This window comes from Psychrobacter sp. S4(2024) (assembly GCF_036861305.1).
GTDB classification, from domain to species: domain Bacteria; phylum Pseudomonadota; class Gammaproteobacteria; order Pseudomonadales; family Moraxellaceae; genus Psychrobacter; species Psychrobacter cryohalolentis.
On record NZ_JAZAQR010000005.1, the window covers coordinates 133,775 to 154,275 of the forward strand.

Annotated in this window: 12 protein-coding genes; 5 read left to right on the forward strand and 7 right to left on the reverse strand. The window is 43.3% G+C overall.

Annotated features, from left to right (window positions below):
• Positions 1-9 precede the first annotated feature (9 nt).
• A complete protein-coding gene (gene glmU / locus VLA57_RS12345; protein ID WP_133104979.1) occupies positions 10-1,386 on the forward strand; it encodes a bifunctional UDP-N-acetylglucosamine diphosphorylase/glucosamine-1-phosphate N-acetyltransferase GlmU in 1,377 nt (458 codons plus the stop codon).
• A gap of 149 nt (positions 1,387-1,535) precedes the next feature.
• Positions 1,536-3,380, forward strand: a complete 1,845-nt coding sequence (gene glmS, locus VLA57_RS12350; RefSeq protein WP_133104980.1) for a glutamine--fructose-6-phosphate transaminase (isomerizing) — start codon at positions 1,536-1,538, stop codon at positions 3,378-3,380.
• Between the two features lie 248 nt (positions 3,381-3,628).
• On the opposite strand, the gene ahr is transcribed toward glmS, so the two are convergent.
• The 5 genes from ahr to recG all read right to left on the reverse strand — a co-directional run bounded on the left by ahr (position 3,629) and on the right by recG (position 13,701).
• The gene (gene ahr / locus VLA57_RS12355) at positions 3,629-4,630 is read right to left on the reverse strand and encodes an NADPH-dependent aldehyde reductase Ahr (protein ID WP_133104981.1); all 1,002 of its coding nucleotides are present in this window, start codon (positions 4,628-4,630) and stop codon (positions 3,629-3,631) included.
• Between the two features lie 369 nt (positions 4,631-4,999).
• The gene (locus VLA57_RS12360) at positions 5,000-8,098 is read right to left on the reverse strand and encodes an efflux RND transporter permease subunit (RefSeq protein ID WP_333955063.1); all 3,099 of its coding nucleotides are present in this window, start codon (positions 8,096-8,098) and stop codon (positions 5,000-5,002) included.
• Complete coding sequence (locus tag VLA57_RS12365) at positions 8,095-9,408, reverse strand: efflux RND transporter periplasmic adaptor subunit (protein WP_333955064.1); 1,314 nt, start codon at positions 9,406-9,408, stop codon at positions 8,095-8,097. Before VLA57_RS12365 ends, VLA57_RS12360 begins: the two co-directional genes overlap by 4 nt.
• 398 nt (positions 9,409-9,806) lie before the next feature.
• Positions 9,807-10,922 carry an OmpW/AlkL family protein gene (locus VLA57_RS12370; RefSeq protein WP_333955065.1) on the reverse strand — a complete coding sequence of 372 codons (1,116 nt, stop codon included), beginning with the start codon at positions 10,920-10,922 and terminating at the stop codon, positions 9,807-9,809.
• A 427-nt stretch (positions 10,923-11,349) separates the two neighbouring features.
• A complete protein-coding gene (recG, locus tag VLA57_RS12375; protein ID WP_333955066.1) occupies positions 11,350-13,701 on the reverse strand; it encodes an ATP-dependent DNA helicase RecG in 2,352 nt (783 codons plus the stop codon).
• A gap of 267 nt (positions 13,702-13,968) precedes the next feature.
• Between recG and VLA57_RS12380 the strand changes: the two genes are divergently transcribed.
• The gene (locus VLA57_RS12380) at positions 13,969-14,976 is read left to right on the forward strand and encodes a patatin-like phospholipase family protein (protein WP_149409680.1); all 1,008 of its coding nucleotides are present in this window, start codon (positions 13,969-13,971) and stop codon (positions 14,974-14,976) included.
• A gap of 124 nt (positions 14,977-15,100) precedes the next feature.
• Here the strand turns inward: VLA57_RS12380 and VLA57_RS12385 are convergent, their stop codons facing one another.
• Positions 15,101-15,688 carry a hypothetical protein gene (locus tag VLA57_RS12385; protein WP_333955067.1) on the reverse strand — a complete coding sequence of 196 codons (588 nt, stop codon included), beginning with the start codon at positions 15,686-15,688 and terminating at the stop codon, positions 15,101-15,103.
• A gap of 402 nt (positions 15,689-16,090) precedes the next feature.
• Between VLA57_RS12385 and argA the strand changes: the two genes are divergently transcribed.
• Complete coding sequence (gene argA, locus VLA57_RS12390; RefSeq protein ID WP_020444499.1) at positions 16,091-17,413, forward strand: amino-acid N-acetyltransferase; 1,323 nt, start codon at positions 16,091-16,093, stop codon at positions 17,411-17,413.
• A 124-nt stretch (positions 17,414-17,537) separates the two neighbouring features.
• Here the strand turns inward: argA and VLA57_RS12395 are convergent, their stop codons facing one another.
• The gene (locus VLA57_RS12395) at positions 17,538-18,269 is read right to left on the reverse strand and encodes an FKBP-type peptidyl-prolyl cis-trans isomerase (RefSeq protein ID WP_333955068.1); all 732 of its coding nucleotides are present in this window, start codon (positions 18,267-18,269) and stop codon (positions 17,538-17,540) included.
• Between the two features lie 426 nt (positions 18,270-18,695).
• On the opposite strand from VLA57_RS12395, the gene VLA57_RS12400 reads away from it, so the two are divergent.
• Entirely contained in the window at positions 18,696-20,393 is a 1,698-nt protein-coding gene (locus tag VLA57_RS12400) for a mechanosensitive ion channel (RefSeq protein WP_011514712.1), read from the forward strand.
• Positions 20,394-20,501: the final 108 nt, after the last annotated feature.

A 20,501-nucleotide genomic window follows, 5' to 3' on the forward strand; every position in this document is an offset into this window, starting at 1 on the left:
AGGAATACTATGACATCTCCTCTTTCGGTAATCATCCTCGCTGCTGGTAAAGGCACGCGTATGCAGTCGGCCAAGCCAAAAGTTCTACAGACATTGGCTGGCAAGTCATTGCTAGGTCACGTGTTAGACACTTGCCATCAATTGACGGTTGATGACACCATCATTGTCCATGGTTTTGGTGGCGAGCAAGTACAAGATCACATTGACCAGCAATATGCGCATTTGCCCATTACTTGGGTCGCCCAAACTGAGCAGTTGGGCACGGGACATGCGGTCAAAGTGACTCTATCTGAGCTACCAAAAGATGGACAAAGCCTCATTCTTTATGGTGATGTACCCTTGGTTAGCTGTCAAACTTTAGCGACACTACAGGATGCCAATACTGACGGCATGTCTATGTTGACGCTAACCGTAGATAATCCATTTGGTCTCGGTCGTATTAAACGTGATAAAGATGGCAATATTGAAGCCATTATTGAGCAAAAAGACGCCAATAGCGATGAGCAGCAGATACAAGAAATTAATAGCGGTATTTACTGCGTCGATAATGCTTTATTGCATAAATTTTTGCCCAAGCTATCAAATGACAATGCGCAGCAAGAATACTATCTGACTGATATTGTCAAAATGGCGGTTGCTGATGGCATCACTATTGCAGCGATTGAGCCTGAGCATACCTTTGAGATTGAAGGCGTGAATAACCGTCAACAACTTGCTAGCTTAGAGCGTACATGGCAAGGTAAACTTGTCGCCGACTTACAAGAAGCTGGCGTACAGTTCGCTGACCCTACTCGTGTCGATATTCGTGGCACCTTGAGCGCAGGTCAGGACGTGTTTGTCGATGTGGGTGTGGTATTTGAGGGTGATTGTGTCTTAGGTGATAATGTTTATATTGAAGCGGGCTGTGTCATTAAAAACGCCCAGATAGGCAACGCTTGTCATATAAAGCCTTATTGCGTGATTGATAGCGCTGAAGTTGGCGCAGGTGTAGATATTGGTCCTTTTGCGCATTTACGTCCTGAGACCATACTCTCTGACAACAGCAAAGTCGGTAATTTTGTCGAAATTAAAAAATCAACAATTGGTGATGGTAGCAAGGTTAATCATCTAAGCTATATTGGTGATGCCATTATTGGTACTGGTGTCAATGTTGGCGCTGGTGTGATTACTTGCAATTATGATGGTGTGAATAAATCACAAACCATCATTGACGATAATGCCTTTATTGGCTCTAACTCAAGTCTAGTGGCGCCAGTGAAAATTGGTGATACCGCTACTGTGGCAGCTGGTTCAGTGATTACTAAAAACGTTGATGCTCATGCACTAGCCTTTGGTCGTGCTCGTCAAACACAGAAAAATGACTTTAAGCGTCCGACTAAAAAATAATGGCAGCGTTGACAGTTAGTTAAATAAAAATGGCTCTTAGCAATCTCAAGCAGTACGACAATGATTTGTGGTGCTGCTTATTTATATTTATAGATTAACCAGACATCGTCATATATCGAAATACTAATAATTAAATTTAAGGAATAGTTATGTGCGGAATAGTTGGAGCAGTGGCTGAGCGTAATATCGCCAATATCTTACTTGAGGGACTTAAGCGCCTAGAATATAGAGGCTATGATTCTGCTGGTCTGACTGTCATTCGTGATGGCGAGCTCCACCGTGAGCGCCAAGTGGGTAAAGTTCAGGCCTTAGTCGATGCCGTCGCAGTCAACCCAGAGTTTTTCGATGGTCATATTGGTATTGCGCATACACGCTGGGCAACGCATGGCGAACCGGCTCAGCGTAACGCCCATCCGCATGTTTCAGGCAAGATTGCTGTGGTACATAATGGTATCGTTGAAAACTACGCCGAGCTAAAAGAAGAATTAATTGCCAAAGGGTACGAGTTTACCTCGCAAACCGATACCGAAGTCGTCGCGCATCTTATTAACGATATCTATAAAGCAACGCCTGACTTATTAGAAGCCGTTCGCACTGTCACTCCTTTATTACATGGCGCATTTGCCCTTGGCGTTATCCATATTGATTGCCCAGAAGAGCTTATTACAGTACGTTTAGGCTCTCCTTTAGTGATTGGCGTCGGTATTGGCGAAAACTTTATCGCCTCCGATCAATTGGCACTTTTACCAGTGACCAATCGTTTTATGTATCTAGAGGAAGGCGATATTGCCCGATTAACGCGTAACAGTATTCAGGTTTACGCTGATGGTGTCGAGGTCACACGCCAAATCCATGAAATTGACGCAGCACAACACAATGCGGACAAAGGCGAATTTAAGCATTATATGCTCAAAGAAATCTACGAGCAGCCAGATGCCGTCGCTCGCACTCTCGAGATGGCATTAGATAATGATGAGCCAACTAAACTGCGTGATGATTTTCTGCAACGTCATGAAACGCAATTAAAAGGCATTAAGCACGTACAAGTGATCGCTTGTGGTACTAGCTATCATTCAGGTTTGGTCGCAAAATACTGGTTTGAGAGTCTTATTCGTGTGCCTTGCTCAGTTGAAGTTGCCAGTGAGTTCCGTTATCGCAATCCAGTCGTCATTGATAACTCCTTAGTGATTTGTATTTCTCAGTCGGGCGAGACTGCTGATACTTTATCAGCACTACGTGATATTCAAAAACAGGCTCCTATTGGACTGGTTAGTCTAGCATTATGCAATGTACCAACCTCATCATTGGTACGTGAAACGGATATCTTCTTACCAACGCTTGCCGGTCCCGAGATTGGCGTGGCATCTACCAAAGCCTTTACCACTCAGCTTGCAGCACTGATGTTGTTGTTATTAAAGGTGGGTGTGACCCAACAGCGCATGACTGATGAAAATTTGAGCACGCTGCTTGGTCAACTGCAACAACTACCGGGTCAGCTCCATGCCAGCTTACACCTCGACGCGCCTATCAAGATCATGAGTGAGCATTTTGAATATAAGAAAAGCTGCTTATTCCTAGGTCGTGGTTTACAGTTCCCAATTGCTCTAGAAGGCGCATTAAAGTTAAAGGAAATCTCTTATATCCACGCTGAAGGCTATGCAGCAGGCGAGCTGAAGCACGGACCATTGGCATTAGTTGATAAAGATATGCCTATCGTGGTGCTAGCACCTAAAGACAGTATGTTTGATAAGCTAAAAGCCAATATGCAAGAAGTTCATGCCCGTCATGGTGAATTGTTTGTCTTTGCAAGCGAATCCAGTCAAATGGTCGCAGCAGATAGATTGCACGTGGTGTATGTGCCAGATGTTTGCGAAACGCTTGCGCCGATTGTTTATAGCGTGCCAGTACAATTGCTGTCATATCATGTCGCAGTAATGCGCGGTACAGACGTTGATCAGCCACGTAACTTAGCCAAGAGCGTTACTGTCGAATAATGTTTACTAATTTAGCAATATTTATTGTCTGCGAGTAATAAAGATTCATACTACACAATTCATTCTATTGACTCAACTATTAGCCCTTGCTGTTGTTTAATACCACAGCAAGGGTTTTTTATGCGCTCAAAAAAAAGCAAAAATGGCTTAAAGAAAGTAGCATGACAGTACAAAAAAATAGCGATACCTCATCATTTATCATTTGAGGTATCACTACTATAACTATGCTTCGTTACCTTTAAAGACTTTTAGTCTCTTTCTAATACCACTCTATAGCGAGCGTTACCACTCTCTAGGCGCTCAAATGCTTCATTGATCTCAGACATTTTGTACGTTTCAGTCACTGGCTGAATATTATGTCGAGCGGCAAAATCTAACATTTTTCGCAGGATTGACGGTGATCCAACTGGTGAGCCTGACAGACTGTTCTGAGCCATAATCATTGGTGCAGCTGATATCTCTAATGGAGCTTCTAACAGTCCGACAAAGTGTAGCTTACCTTTTGGTCTCAAGGTCTTGATCACGACATCCCAGTTCATATCGACATTCACTGTTGATATGATTAAATCAAAAGAACCAGCGGCTTTTTCAATTTCACTATCCTCTCTTGAGTTTAATGAGTGATGAGCGCCCATCTCTTTTGCCTCTTCCATTTTTGATTCACTGGTAAATGCCGTCACCTCACAGCCCCACGCATTGGCAAACTGAAGCGCTAAATGACCTAAACCACCAATACCGATAACAGCTACTCTTGAGGTTGGCGTGATGTCGTACTGCATAAGCGGATTAAACACCGTAACGCCGCCACATAGCAACGGTCCTACAGCGTTAAAATCAAGTCCTTCAGGTATCTTGATGACGCTAGTATCTTTTGCGCGCACCTTATCTGCAAAACCGCCATGGTTACCAATGATAGTACCTTCTTGCTCAGGGCATAGATTGTGGTCCCCACCGATACATAGATCACAAACGTTGCAATATCCTTTATGCCAGCCAAGCCCGACTTTATCGCCAAGCTCTAGGTGCTTGACATGCTTGCCCTTTGCGAGGACTTTTCCTGCGACTTCATGCCCACCTACAAACGGATATTGGGTCATTCCCCATTCGTTTTGCCACATCGATAAATCGCTATGGCAGATACCACAGCTATGTACTTCGATTTCTACTTCATGATCCCCTAATGTGCCAGGATCATATTGATAAGGCACAAACTCGCCACCTTTTTCTTTTGCTGCATAGGCATTAATCATAGTTATTCCTTGTTTTCTAATATGTATAGAAACTGGTTTATAGTTCTAGTAATGATCAAGACACGGATAGCATCAAAATATCGATATAAACCGTTTCTTTGATAAATTTAACTGAATCGACTATAACAAAGACTTGCTCAACTAAACCACTAAACTTACCAGTTTCAGACTAACGTCATACAAAGAACCATAATTAAAGCCCATTACCTTGGTAACCTGTCTCCTAATAACACACATTACGACTCTTTGACTTCATAACAGCTTGAATTAATCTAGTAGCTAACATCTTACCCATAAAAAGCTCAAACTATATCTGAATATAGTTTGAGCTTTTTATGTCGCTTACTAACAGTATTACTGTTAGAGCTGCTACTTTTCCTCAGTCATTATATCTGGCTTACCATTCGGAGCAAGCCACTTAGCAAACCATCCTGATAGGTCATCCATCAGCGTATAAACAACTGGAATGACGACCAAGCTCAATAAAGTTGAAGTGACCAAACCACCCAATACGGCGGCCGCCATCGGTCGACGGAACGTCGGATCGGCATCGCCCCAACCAAAGACCAATGGCAGCATGCCCGCACCCATCGCAATAGTAGTCATAATAATCGGGCGCGCACGCTTACGACAAGCATCGATAATTGCCTCAAAACGTGCTAGGCCGCGGCGCTGAGCAATCAGTGCATAATCGACCAAAAGAATAGAGTTTTTGGTCGCAATGCCCATCAACATAATAAAACCAATCATCGAGGGCATCGACAGGCTGCTATTGGTAATTACCAAGCCGACAAAGGCACCACCGATAGACAAGGGCAATGCCATGAGAATCGTAAATGGCTGCAAGATGCGTCCAAATAATAATATAAGTACGCCCAAAATACAGACCACGCCGACCGACATTGCAATCACAAAGCCGCTAAATAACTCGGCCATATTTTCTGCTTGTCCTTGATCAATAATAGTAATAGAGGCTGGCAGCTGTTGCATACTAGGTATGCTCTTGACCGCTTGTACCAAATCACCAAGCTCACCATTGGCAGGCTGAACAGTAATACTAATCGCCCGCTCACGATCAAGGCGACTGATTTGCGCAGGTCCAGTACCAAAGTCGAGTGTCGCAACTTCGCCAACACGCACGCCTTGTCCTGCTGGTAGCGCACTTGGTACATATAAGCCTTCGAGTTGGCTGACGTTTTGCTTAGCGATATCTGGCAAGCGCACGACAATTGGTATCTGCCGCGTATCTAAATTCAGCTTGGACAAACGTTGCTCATAGTCACCAACGGTCGCTACACGTAAGGTCGTGGCGATGTCTTGCGTCGTCACCCCTTTATCCGCCATTGCTAATCTATTTGGTGTGACGGTCAACTCTTGGCGGGGCAGGCTGCGATCACTCGTGACAGCACCAGCACTTGGTAGCTCACGTATCTCTGACATCATCTGCTGTACGGTTTGCTCAAGCAGTTGCGGGTCGGTGCTGGTCAAAGAAAAATTATAACCTGTCTCACCACCACTCGATAACCCGACCGTAAAGCGCGCACCGGGTACTTCTGCCAATATAGTACTCATCTTACGCTCAATCTCTTGCTTAGAGCCGCGCTCTGCTCTTGGCGCAAGTACAATATCTAGACCTGCTATATTTTCAGCCTTGCCACCGCTAGAGTTTGAGTCCATTGTCGCCTGCGCCTCACCTACCGACGTAAAAATATTGGTTACTTCAGGCATGGCTAAAATACGCTCACTTGCCAGCGCGGCAACTCGTTCCGTGTCCGCTAACGCCACATCGGGTGTCAGCTCAATCGCCACCCGTGTTTGGTCAATATCATTATCAGGTATAAAAGAGGTGGGTAATAATTTTACCAAAGCCAATGAAGCCACAAATAGTATTAACGTCGCCCCCATCGTAATCCAGCGATGATACAGCGTCCATGAGACCACTTTAAGATACCAATCCATCAGCGCGCTCTGCTTTTCAACGTGCTTCTTTTCTGGTTTCAATATATATGCTGCCATCATCGGTGTGATAAGGCGCGCAACCATTAACGAGGCAAATATTGATAATGCTGCCGTCCAACCGAATTGCCGGAAAAACTGCCCGACAATTCCGCCCATAAACGCAGTCGGTAAAAATACGGCAATCAGAGTAAAGGTAGTGGCAACAACCGCCAAGCCAATTTCATCCGCCGCTTCCATTGCCGCCTCATAAGGCGTCTTACCCATACGCAAGTGACGAATAATATTTTCAACTTCTACAATGGCATCGTCGACCAGTACACCAATGACCAGCGACAGCGCCAATAATGAGATAATATTAAGACTAAAACCAAACAGATACATACCCAAAAAAGTAGGTATGACGGACAATGGCAATGCCACAGCAGCCACAAAAGTCGCGCGGATATTGCGTAAAAATAAGAACACCACGACTACGGCAAGCAAACCACCTTCTATCAGCATTCGTAATGACGCTTGATAATCTTCAGAGACTGGCGTTGCCCGATCATAAACCTTTTCAATACTAATATTACCTACATCTGCTGACAGCTTAGTAAGCTCAGCGTCAACCAGTTCCATGACTTCCACTTCACTGGCACCACGCGAGCGCGTAATATTGAACGCAACCACCGTTTGTCCATCGAGCTTGGCAATAGAGCTTGGGTCAGCGGCGCCATCCGTAATTTGTGCCATACGCCCAAGCGCTTGCGTACCGCCCGTAGGGACGGCTATTTGTAAATTATTCAGCTCGCTTGAGTGCTCAACCGCCCCAAGTACACGAATGGTCTGCGTGGCTTTGCCGACTTCGGCTTCACCGCCTGAGCTGTCTTGCTGAATACCGGTGATTTGATTGGATAATTGCGTGATAGAAAGCTTTAGACCACTCAAGGTAATAGGGTCAGCGGCAACCGTAATTTCACGCTGCAAACCGCCGATACGGCTGACAGTACTGACACCAGGTATATCAGATAAACGCTTGGTGACGGTATCATCGACAAACCAAGACAAGTCTTCTACATTCATGTTTTCAGCAGCGACAGAGTACGTGACGACTGGGAATCCTGATGTTGAGACTTTGGTGACGATAGGGTCATTGGCAGCGGCAGGCAAATCGCCACGTACCTCACCGACTGCCGAGCGCACATCATCAACCGCTTCTTGGATGTCTTTTTCTAAGACGAACTCAGCGACCATAGTAGCGGCGCCCGTCTGTAGCGTGGTACGAATGTGCTTGACGCCCTCAATACTGGTGAGCTTATTTTCCACCTTTTTTGCAATATCGTTTTCAAGCTGCGATGGCGCAGCGCCTGGCAAGGTCACCGTGACCACCACTGCTGGCAGGTCAATATCAGGAAACTGCTGCACCTTCATTTGCATAAAGCCATAGATACCGCCTAAGGTCAGCAGTACAAACAGCAAGATAGCCACTAATGGATTTTTAATCGAGTAGGCGGAAACATTTAAACTCATGAGCGCGCCTGCGTGTCTGTGCTAGTAGCCTGCTTACCAGTTTGACTCAGACCATCAACGACACGTACCAAGTCACCATCATTTAAAAAGCTTCCCCCTTGCTTTACAAGTCGGCTCTCTGCAGGGAGTGGCTCCGTGAGCATAACACTATCGCCAAAGCGCTCACCAAGGGTCACACGTTGTTGTTTGATACGGCCAATGTTGTGACCGTCTTTAGTACTGATATTGCTCACTAGCATCACATAGTCATAGCCGTCATTGCTGACAATGGCGCTATTAGGAACCGTTTGAGCGCTGCTACTACCCAATAAAAACTCGCCCGTTTGATACATGCCTGCTCGTACTTTTGCGTTAGCAGCAAGGCTAGCATAAATGGTAATTTGCCTATTATTATCAGCAGTTGGTGCAATGCGACTGACCTGCCCCATGACAGAATCGCCGCCCGGTAGGCTGACTTGGACTGGTGTGCCAACATTAACCTCACCAATCAGCTTAGGATCGATATCCGCACGCCATTCCAAAATGCCACCTTTGATAATAGTAAATAGTGGGTCTCCACCAGCAACCATACCAACTTCAGCCATTTTTTCACTAATAATACCGCTAACCGGTGCAACCACATTGGCATTATTGACACTCAAGCGCTGCGTACTCAGTCGAGCTTTAGATGCTTGTAGTGACGCCTGCGCTTGCAGTTTGGAAGTCCGATAGCGATCCGCTTCTTGTTTGCTAATGGCATCAATATCAATAAGTGGCAGGACGCGGGCGGCATCGGCAGTAGCATTGGCAAGCGTCGCTTCTGCTTCGGCAACATCTGCTTCTGCTTGCAAGACTTGCTGCTCCATCGCGTCGGTATCAAATACAGCCAGTATTTGACCAGCTTTAACACGCTGACCTTCTTCGACCAAGATCCGTTCAATCGCTACGCCGTTTACTTTGGCACTGACATTAGCGACATCTTTAGCATTGATGGTTCCGTCAGCACTGAGCGTATTACCAATATTATCTTGGCTTGGTAGCACTGTTTCGACCGATAATACAGCTTGCTCGATGCTAGCATCTTTTAGGTTAGCGCTATCGTTTTGCACACTGTTAGCAATGGGCGGCTCATTGCTCGCTTCCTCATCATTGCCCCAGTACTTACCAACCAATACCCCAATAACGAGCACAATGGCCAATACTGGTAATAACCATAAAGGAAATTTTGATAATGGCTTATCTGATAAAGGCTTAGACGCTCGCGCATCAGATTGGCGGTATGGGGGTAGCTCAGATTCAACTGGCAGCTTGTTGTCTTCAACATCGCTCATGATAACTCTCTGTCAATACAGGCAATAATAAGGATATATAATATGAGGAAAATAATAGGTGAAAATAGGCTAGCCTTACGTTAAACGAGCATCTTTATATAGTCAAAATGCTGTTTATGACTACAATAGTTCGTAAATTTATTGAGCATAGCATATATCAAGTTGTCATCTGATTTATATATATAGTGTCTGAGCTTCGTAAGTTCCATACTGACTCAATATCGGCAAATATAAAAACGCTCCAAGCGAACATACTAAAAGTGATAAACAATACATACCGCTTATTAATGAATTTGATAGCATAAAGATTCTTTTTGTAGATCGTAAGACAAAAAACACATTCCTAAGAATGTGCGCTATGTTTATCCTACTATTCTGTAGTTACTACAAACCTTCTATTAAAAACGATAGCCAACGCCAAGGAAAGTAATGTAAGGATCGATATCAAGGTGAGCTTTCGATCGAATCAACTCTTCATTCTTATCATTATTAACGGTGATGGTCGTATCGCTGTCCAGTTTTGCATAAGACAATGACCCGACTCCAAACCATCTATCATTGAAATCATAAGTAGCGCCAACAGTGACGATAGGTGCAAAAGCGCTTTCTGCCTCCACATCCACGTTCATCTCTCGATTGGATGGCACATTTTCTAGCGCAGCACCCGATTTGCCATCTTTGATATTCTGAATTTGATGTCCAGCTGCCTCTAGATCTTTACGAATACCCTCATTTAGCTCAATACCGTTAAAATAGGCATACATGACCCCAGCACCGACATAAGGGCGAAACTTATTGACCCCAGATTTGCCAAACTGATATTGCACCCCCGCTGCTGGTAGCCATGCGCGAGCCTTAGATGCCACGCCATCACCTTGTTCTAAATCGGTTATAAGCTGTTCTTTTTTAATTTTAAATTTTGGTAGTGCATATTCTCCTATTCCACCAGCTGTAACCTCACCAGATATAGGTGCATACACTTTCCCTTTACCCATAATATTTACTTTAGGAGGAAATCCGGCTTTTACCTCAATTGACCAGTTATCATTTAGATAATAGTTAAATAGCGAACCAAAAGTATCAACATCAGCAGACTCAAGACCCGTACCTGGACTGCTGAAATTCTCTAAACCGCCAAGCTTAACTTGACCTGATACATCACCTAGGGTAGTTCTAGACAAATCAGTTTCTTCACCTCTAAAGCTTACTACCCCTATAGCAGTTAGGCCTGTATTTACTTTAACTTTAGTGAGCTCACTTTGATCAGGATCAATAACCTCTCTGACAGTTTTTATTTTAACACTGCCGTTTTTAGCGACAGTACCATCTTTAATGGCTGTCGTATTTTCTAGAGGATTGGCCGTGCCTTGCGGAGAGGCATGCAACCAGCCAGCAGAGACCGAAAAGCGTTTGAAGCTACCATCGGTTTTAAAATAATCGAATGCAGCAAAAGCAGACTGGCTAAATAATAATGGTGTGGCGATAGCACAAACGAAGGTTAACGTCTTTTTCATGAAACATCCTTGTTAATAAATTCAGGTCGTTAATAAAAAGCATGAATGGCACAGTAGTCATCAGACAAAGCAGATAGATTGCCACTATGAAGTTAATCAAGTTCTCATCCTAACGTCCTGTTAGAATCGGTAAAACGACTAGAAATACGCATATTTTAACCATATATCATTATGTAAAACGCGATATCCTAGCAAACGCATGGAAGACACTGTGCCAATCCATTATCGTAAACTGCCACACAAATAATCATAGTTCAATAATAACTCATGAACACATAAGTCAATATTAGTTCATTAAAATAAGAATAAAGTGTTAATTATTGGTTGATAAATGATTTATAAAACCATAAAAAAAGCCATTATTTTCTTAAAATAATGGCTTTTTTTATGGTAATCAGTAATAGAAAACAGGTTGAGTTAACTATCATTAAGCATTGGTATAACGACTTGCCTCTGGCATCCAACGATGAATCAGTTGGCTGACATCGGCTTTGCGTGCAGGATCTGCAATCAGATGCTTTGCCAAACGCTGGGCAATAGCAAATAACTGCTCATCCCGAATAAGGTCCGCCAAATAATAGCCGACATTACCTGTTTGACGCTTTCCTAATAACTCGCCCGGACCACGCAGCTCTAAATCTTTTTGCGCAATGACAAAACCATCAGTACTATCACGCAATACATTTAGACGTTCAGTACCTGTCTCCGACAACGGCTTTTGATACAGCAGCACACAATAGCTTTTTGTTGAACCGCGCCCGACTCGCCCGCGTAATTGATGCAATTGCGATAGACCCAATCGCTCTGCATTTTCAATGACCATCAGAGAAGCATTAGGCACATCAACACCCACTTCGATAACTGTGGTAGCTATTAACAAATCAAGTTGTCCTGCCTTAAACGCTTGCATAATGGCTTGTTTATCAGCGCCTTTCATTTTGCCATGCACCAAGCCAATACGAATATCCAAACGCTCACTCAAATCTTCATAAGTCGCCTCAGCAGCTTGCGCATCGAGTACACTCGACTCTTCAACCAGTGAGCACACCCAATATGCCTGCCTGCCAGCTTCACAATTAACTGCAATACGTTCAATCACCTCATCACGGCGGTTGCGGTCAATTGTTACGGTAGTAATTGGTGTACGCCCTGGTGGTAGCTCATCGATAATAGAAGTGTCCATATCGCCATAAACACTCATCGCTAGCGTCCGCGGAATGGGCGTTGCAGTCATAATCAGTTGATGCGGTGTGCTACCAGCCACGCCTTTATTGGTCAACGCCATACGCTGCTCAACACCAAAACGATGCTGTTCATCGATAATAACCAAACCCAATTTGGCAAATTGCACCTGATCCTGAAAAAGCGCATGAGTACCAACGACTACTTGTACGGTATTCTCGCTCACCGCTTCTAACGCTTCGCGGCGCTGCTTAGCGGTTTGTTTACCAGCCAACCAACCGACCCCAATACCTAACGGCTCAAACCAGTTTTTGAAATTAACCAAATGCTGTTCCGCTAAAATCTCCGTCGGTGCCATCACCGCCACCTGCCAACCACTATCTAATGCATAACCCGCCGCGCCTGCCGCGACTAAGGTTTTACCAGCGCCAACATCGCCTTGTACCAATCTGAGCATTGGTATTGAAGTCGCCATATCAGCGGTAATATCCCTCATAACTCTTTTCTGCGCGCCCGTTAAATCAAATGGCAACGCACCAAACAATTTATCTGCCAATGGACTTTGGATAGCGCATTTTGGCGCTTTATACTGATGTAATTGCTGACGGCGATATAATAAGCTGAGCTGATGTGCAGTCAACTCTTCAATAATGAGGCGTTGACAAGCAGCATGAGTACGAGCGCTTAATTGGGTTAATAATTTGTATTGTTGACCAGCATCAGTATAAGTAGGCGGCGTATGCAGTAATACCAACGCCTCAAATATGGTTAAATTATAGACGTTATTGTTAGCCATACTTATAGCATCGGAACTGGTATTATTTTGACTATGATAAAAAGAGGGCTTCGTTCTATTGACGCTACTGTTACTGCTATCACTAACACTACTAAAACCGTTGTCAGGCACACTACGCGCGAGGGTAGAAAAGATATCTTCTGGATAATCTGGCTCGGTTATCGGTATTTTAGCTGGTTCAAAAGGCACTAATGGCAAATCCACAACGACTGAAAAATCCTCAGGCGTAAATAAAGTCATCGGCAAGCCCTGACTACGAACCGTTTGCAGTGCAAGCTTAATTAATGTACGCAGCTTATTTTGATGTAAACCTTTAACGCTTGGATAAATAGGCTGTAAACCCGTATTTACTACCGTCTCGTTACTGCTGATAATTTGATATTCAGGATGATGTATCTGCTTACCGTAGCGGCTCACTTTGACTTCACCGAATAATTGCAGATGGGTACCTAGACACATAGTTTGAGCAAGTCCACGATATACCTTAAAAAAGCGTAGAGATATCGTACCCGTGTCATCATCTACAATCACCGTCATGCCGCTGCGATTGGTATCGACATGCACGACGCGACCAGTAATCATGGCGGCTTGTCCATGAGCCACATCGCCTATTGATACCAAGCGACTACGATCTTCATAGTCGCGCGGCAGATGTAGTAGCAAATCAAAGATACGGGCAATGCCCAATTGCGTCAATTGCTCGGCCACTTTTGGTCCAACACCTGCCAGCGCCGTCACCGGCATATCAAGTGCCAAAACGTCTAGTAAATGAGGTGTAGCAGGGTTAACCGATGTGGGCATCAAAAATCCTAACGATGTTAATATAAATTTTATAGGGTCAAGTGTCTTGTTCAAGAATTCATGCTAGCTTATAAGCTGTCTTATCATGTGATAATGATCAATATTCTGTAACGTGCCTAGCTATACCGCTAAATTATTATGCTAACTAATACCTTATGCTAAGCTATTTCGCCATACAACGTCTAGCTGATTTCTGCGTAACCTATTGATGAATACCTTACTACACCGCTATTTATTCCTCTATGATAATTTTTGATAAGGTTTTTTATGTCCTCTCATTCTATCTGCCACCCTTATTATCATTTTTTATTGACGCTTCGTCTGAGCCTCTTCGCTATATTTGCTATATTGATGAGTGCTTGCAATAGTTTGACGCCAGTCGCGCCAGCAGATACGTCAGTACCGAACAAACCTACGGTAGCTTTAGTATTAGGTGGTGGCGGTGCAAAAGGTTTCGCTCATGTAGGCGTGATTAAAGCATTAGAAGAGAACGGTATCAAACCGACACTGGTAGTAGGCACCAGTGTCGGGAGCTTAGTTGGTAGCTTATATGCCAGTGGTTATACTGCAAAGCAGCTTGAACACTTGGCATTGAACACCACTGATAGTGAATTGACAGACTTTACCTTATCTAACCAAGGCTTTATCGAAGGTATTAAGCTCAAAAACTTTATTAACGCGAATGTTGGTGGACGAACGATAGAAAACTTCCCAATCCGCTTTGCCGCTATTACTGCTGAAAAAAATACGCTGAAAAAGACCGTATTTACCACCGGTGATGTTGGGCTTGCGGTACAAGCATCCTGTAGTGTGCCTAATATCTTTATTGCACCGCGCATCCCTGAAAAAGTCGGCAAAAAATATATTGATGGTGGCGTGGTCAGCTTGGTGCCTGTGGATAGCGCCCGTGATTTGGGTGCCGATATTATCATCGCCGTTGATGTGACTGCTGCTAACGCTAATACATCGACTGTCAATCAAAAACCAAACATCAATTCATTAACCAGCTTTTGGGGCTTTCTTGAAAACAGTTTAATCGCCAATGCAGCCTATAACGCGAAAGCATCTCCGATTAATCATAGCGCTGCATCAATGCGTCATGAGCGTGATAGTGCTGATATTGTGATTATGCCAAATGTCGGTCATATCAGCTCGCTAGATACTAGCCAGCGCAGCGCTGTGATTGCTGCTGGCTCGCAAGCCACTACCGCCCAAATTCATGCCATTAAGCAACTTATTAACGAGAAATCCAAGAGTAAATATGCCACTCTTTAATTTATAGTGGAAAAGGATATATAAAAAATCCTGCTAACTACAGATATTAAAGATTGACGATAAAAAAAGCACCACAGTGATTGCTGCGGTGCTTTTTTGTTGAAGCAGATATCAAAGCATAAACTTATTTGACACGTGCACGGTATTTCACTGCGACTGTATCATTAAGACCTACGCCTTCCAAATCCCAGCGTACGGCTTTATAGAATTTTAACGGAATATCTTGCAACTGATTGTCAACTTTTCCACGTAGCGGCATACGGGCAAAGGTATTGCCGTCTGCACTACCATAAGGAAAATCAGGAGAAACGGCGCGTAGCAATTCTACTTGTTCAGGAATGCTCATCGTTACGGTCATTTTACGAACACGATCCGCATTGGTATTGGTAAAATAGCCTTGATACTCTAAGACATTACCGGACTGCAAACGCGTATTTGCATCCACAGGAACCAGTATTTCTTTACCATTGGCATCAACACTAATCAATGACGCTGTAATCCTACTGTTAACTGCTTGCGCATTTGACTGACTGTTTTGATTAAAGTTTGACTGAACCGCTACTGAATTATTAACGGCTTGTTCTGGTGTGGGCAACATCGCTGATGCTTGCGTGACAGCCATTACGCCAACGAGCGTACCAGCGACAACATGAAACAAGCGGTGTCCAGTCCATGCACTGAATGGGTTCGCAAAATGGTTACTTTTCTTCATGACATTCATTATCCCTAGTTGATGTATCGGTAAAACAAAGCTGGTAAAAAAGGAGCTGGTAAAAATTAGTAGTTTTAAAAATATAGGAGAATAAGCAATTTACCATCATATATGGTCATACTCAGTCATGTTAACTTTTAAACATTATTATTTTTATCAATTATCTGCGTAAGCCATCGGTAAAGCAATAGCGCTTAGCATAGCAAAAAGCATTTATACGTATATTAACCCTGTGTTGATGTTGTGTATATCGTTAATCTGCTGTGAAGACTCTTTAACGCTACTGAAATAAAAGATAGCTCATAACGACGTTTTTTGCTATGGTAAATCTTTAGCGATCCTTTAGCGACAGGCATTCTCTGTCACGCCCTTTTTCTTATTCTAACGACTATTGCTCCCATTATGACTACTAGCGCCATGCCCCAGATTAACCCTGAATACGTCCATTGGTTCCGTAATTCTGCCCCCTATATCAATACCCATCGCGGCAAAACGTTCGTGATTATGTTTGGTGGTGAGGCGGTCAATCATCCAAATTTCAGCACACTGATTCATGACTTTGCTTTATTGCATAGCTTGGGTATCAAGCTGGTATTGGTGCATGGGGCGCGACCGCAAATCGAGAAAAACCTCAAAGATGCTGATATTGAATCGCCACTGCATCAAGATATTCGTGTGACACCTCGCGTCGCGATGCCTTCTATATTACAAGCGGTTGGTGCTATTCGCTTGCAGATTGAAGCGCAGCTATCGATGGGGCTTGCCAACTCACCTATGTACGGCTCACGTATTGATGCAGTGTCGGGCAATTTTGTCACTGCGCGTCCTTATGGTATTCGCGATGGCGTTGATTACCAGATGACAGGCGAAGTACGCTCTATCGATGTTGAAGCCATCAAAAATAATCTACTACACGATCATATTGTAATTTTAGGCTCTATGGGCTATTCGGCAACCGGCGAAGTCTTTAACTTATTGGCTGAAGATGTTGCTCTTAGTGCCGCCGTGGCGCTTGGTGCCGACAAGCTTATATTCTTAGGAGAAGAAGCCGGTATCAATCACAATGATCGTTTGTTACGTGAGATGATTCCAAATGAGGTCGATCGCTTCTTACGTGACCGTGATCTAAACTGTGAGATTAATTACTTCTTAAGCTGTGCCAGCAATGCCTGTCGCCAAGGGGTTCATCGCACCCATATTATCTCTTATGCCAAAAACGGCGCACTACTTGAAGAGCTATTTACCCGTGATGGTTCTGGCACCTTGATTAGTCACGATCCTTACGAAGAGATTCGCCGCGCTGATGTCGATGACGTGGTAGGGCTGATAGAGCTATTATCGCCGTTAGAAGAGCAAGGTATCTTGGTCAGTCGCTCACGCGAACGCTTGGAGCAAGAGATTGATAATTACAGCGTCATCGAACGTGACGGCATGATTTTAGGTTGTGCAGCGCTTTATCCACTCGATACAGATTCAGCAGAAGTTGCCTGCGTCGCGGTACATCCAGAATATCGCAGCGGTAGCCGCGGCGCTGATTTGCTGGCATTTTTGGAGCAACAAGCACGCAGCCATGGTCTACACAAGTTATTTGTATTGACCACTCGTACAGCACATTGGTTCGTTGAACAAGGGTTTGCTGAAGTTGAGGCAAGCGCCTTACCTGAAGTACGCCGCGAGAAGTATAATAACGGTCGCAATTCTAAAGTTTTCCAAAAGAACCTTTAATAATGGCTCATTAACGTCGAAAGCTTAAGTGCTATTTCTTGCGCAAAAAGAAGCCCTCTTAATGTAAGAGGGCTTCTTTTAACGTCTATTGTATCAATACTAAATTGGCATTAATTACTGCTAATTACTTTACCTTTAATAGCTCAACAGTAAAGATTAGCGTGCTATTAGGCTCGATACCTGCGTTACCCGCTTCACCATAAGCGATATCAGAGGGGATATAAAACTCGTATTTACCGCCCTCTTTCATCAACTGTAGACCTTCAGTCCAACCAGCAATCACTTGGTTTAGTGGGAATTCAATTGGCTCACCACGCTCATATGAGCTATCGAATACAGTGCCGTCAATCAATTTACCTTCGTAGTTTACTTCAACCACGTCCGTAGCTTTTGGCGACTTGCCAGTACCTGCGGTCACTACTTTATATTGTAGACCTGAAGCAGTGGTTTTTACGCCAGCTTTTTTGCCATTCTCTACTAAGAATGCGGCGCCCTTAGTTTTGTTTGCACCCGCTTTAGATTCCATATCTTTCACAAACTTCGCTTCCTGTTCTTTTTGATAGGTCATTAACACTTCTTGCATTTGCTCTTCTGTCAATGCCGCTTTTTTGCCTTCATAGCCATCACGGAAACCTTTTTCAAACGTATCTAGGTGCAGATCCCCAACCGCTTCTTTATTCCCTTCTGCCATCATATAGCCCAAGCTATAGCCTACTTTTTCCTTGGCAGGGCTTTGTTCAGTCACTGAAACACTTTTGGTAGCGGTTTCTTTACTGCCATTGTTTGCGCTACAGCTTGTGATTAATAACATAGCACTAGCAAGGGCACTGATGCTTAGGGTAGTGATTTTTTTCATAAAATGCTCTCAAATTGTAATAATAGTGGCGAGATGTCACATTCATCTATAATAGCAAATCTTAGTTTTGCCTGCTATGACTCACTTGAAATTATCGGTCAAATGTACAGTCTATGTTAATATTTACCGCAAAAATAACAACTTATCACACAAATATAGTAAGACGTTAAGCTTTCTATCTTTAAATTCATAATTACATAAGTTAAGCTAAATTGGTTAAGGAAAGAAATAACAAAAGGTATGTTTTGTTAATAGTGACTACTGATTGTTAAGTATAAATTTCTTATAAAGCACTAAAATCGAGTTTACAAATAATTTTAATTAAAAATACTAATAAATAGGTGTGTGTTTGCCTCAGATGAAACGCTTGAATTAAAGTGATTTTCTTATCTTATAGCAGATACATGATCATTAGAGGAGGACAGGATGAATCCAATGTTTACATCGTTCAACGGTTATCTGGGTGGCCCTATCGGCTCCATCATCGGCGCTATTCTTATTTTCATCATTGGTTGGCTTGTCGCCTTGGGCATAGCTGCTCTGGTACGCGGCGTGCTGTCTAAAATCAATCTCAATCAACGTATGAACTCTTCAACAGGTAAAAGCTATGACTTAGAGGGCATTATCTCTAAGATTGTTTTTTGGTTTATTTTCGTTATCGCTATTTCTGGCGCGTTAAGTCAGTTAAACCTAAACTCTATTTCAGCGCCGTTTGCCAACATGGTAAACCAAGTACTCACCTTTATCCCTAATCTTATCGCTGCTATTGCAGTTGGTGTGATCGGTTGGGTTATTGCAACGGTTGCACGTACTGCCATCAATGCTGCACTTTCAAAAACCTCAATGGATGAGCGTTTAAGCGCAAAAGCTGGTGTAAAACCAATGAGCAGCACGATTGCTGACATGGTTTATTGGTTCATTCTATTAGTAGTATTGACCATGGTATTAGGCCAACTAGAGCTTGACGGTTTATTTGCTCCATTAACCAATATGGTTGATAAAATCTTCAGCTTTATCCCTAATATTCTGATTGCTGCTGTAGTATTCGTAGTAGGTTACATCATCGCCAAAGTGGTACGTGGCATCGTAACCAACCTTGTTTCTACTTTTGATGTGCAGAAGCTTGCAACCAAAGCTGGTTTAAGCGAACAGAATAGCTTACCCAACATTGCAGGTTCTTTAGCGTTTCTAGTAGTGATTATTCCAACAATCATTGCTGCTTTAAATGCCCTAAAAATTGACGTAATTGCTCGCCCTGCAACCAACATGTTAAACAAAATCATGGAAGCCTTGCCAAATATCTTTATGGCAATTGCTATCTTGGTTGTGACTTTTTATGTTGTACGTATGGTTGCAAACATCATCAAAGGCTTGCTTGAAAATACGCAAATCAATCAGTTACCTGCCAAAGTTGGTCTTCAACAGACCATGGGTGATAAAAAGGTTTCTGACTTAGTTGGCTATGCCATCGTATTTTTTGCCATGTTATTTGCCTCTATCGCTGCTGCTGACTTATTAGGTTTTGAGCCTATCTCAGCCATTATTGCGATGTTTATTGCTTTCGGTGCTAATATCATCCTAGGCGCAATCATCCTATTCATCGGTTTTTGGCTTGCCAATATCATCGCTGGTGTCGTTGAACGCTCTGAACAAGGTTCACAGTTCTTAGCAAATATCGTGCGCGTTTTGATCATGGGCTTAGTACTTGCCATGGGTCTAAAAGCAATGGGTATCGCTGACTCTATTGTCAACCTAGCATTTGGTCTAACTTTAGGTGCAGTTGCCGTAGCATTTGCCCTATCGTTTGGTCTAGGTGGTCAAGAAGCAGCAGCACGTTTCTTACGCAAAATGCAGGATAAAATGGACAGAGAACGTGACGAAGCAAAAGCAAAATCTGCTTTAACGCCAAGCTCATCGACTCAAGATAAGGTTGCTGCTTCAGTACGTGACAATACGCCAAGTACAGCTACTGATACGTTTGGTAGCAGCACAACCCAAGTAGATAATAATATCATCACACCTAATAACTTAAGCTCTACCAGTGATGTAAATTCTTCTACGGTTGATATCAATCATATTGCAACTGATGATAGTGATATCGATGGTCCTAATAATCTAAGATAATTTATCGTTATTGATTTATTTTATAAAAAAGACAGCTTAGGCTGTCTTTTTTTATGTTTGATAATAAGTAATTTTAGTCAGTATTATTAGGGCGAGATGCACTTGGAA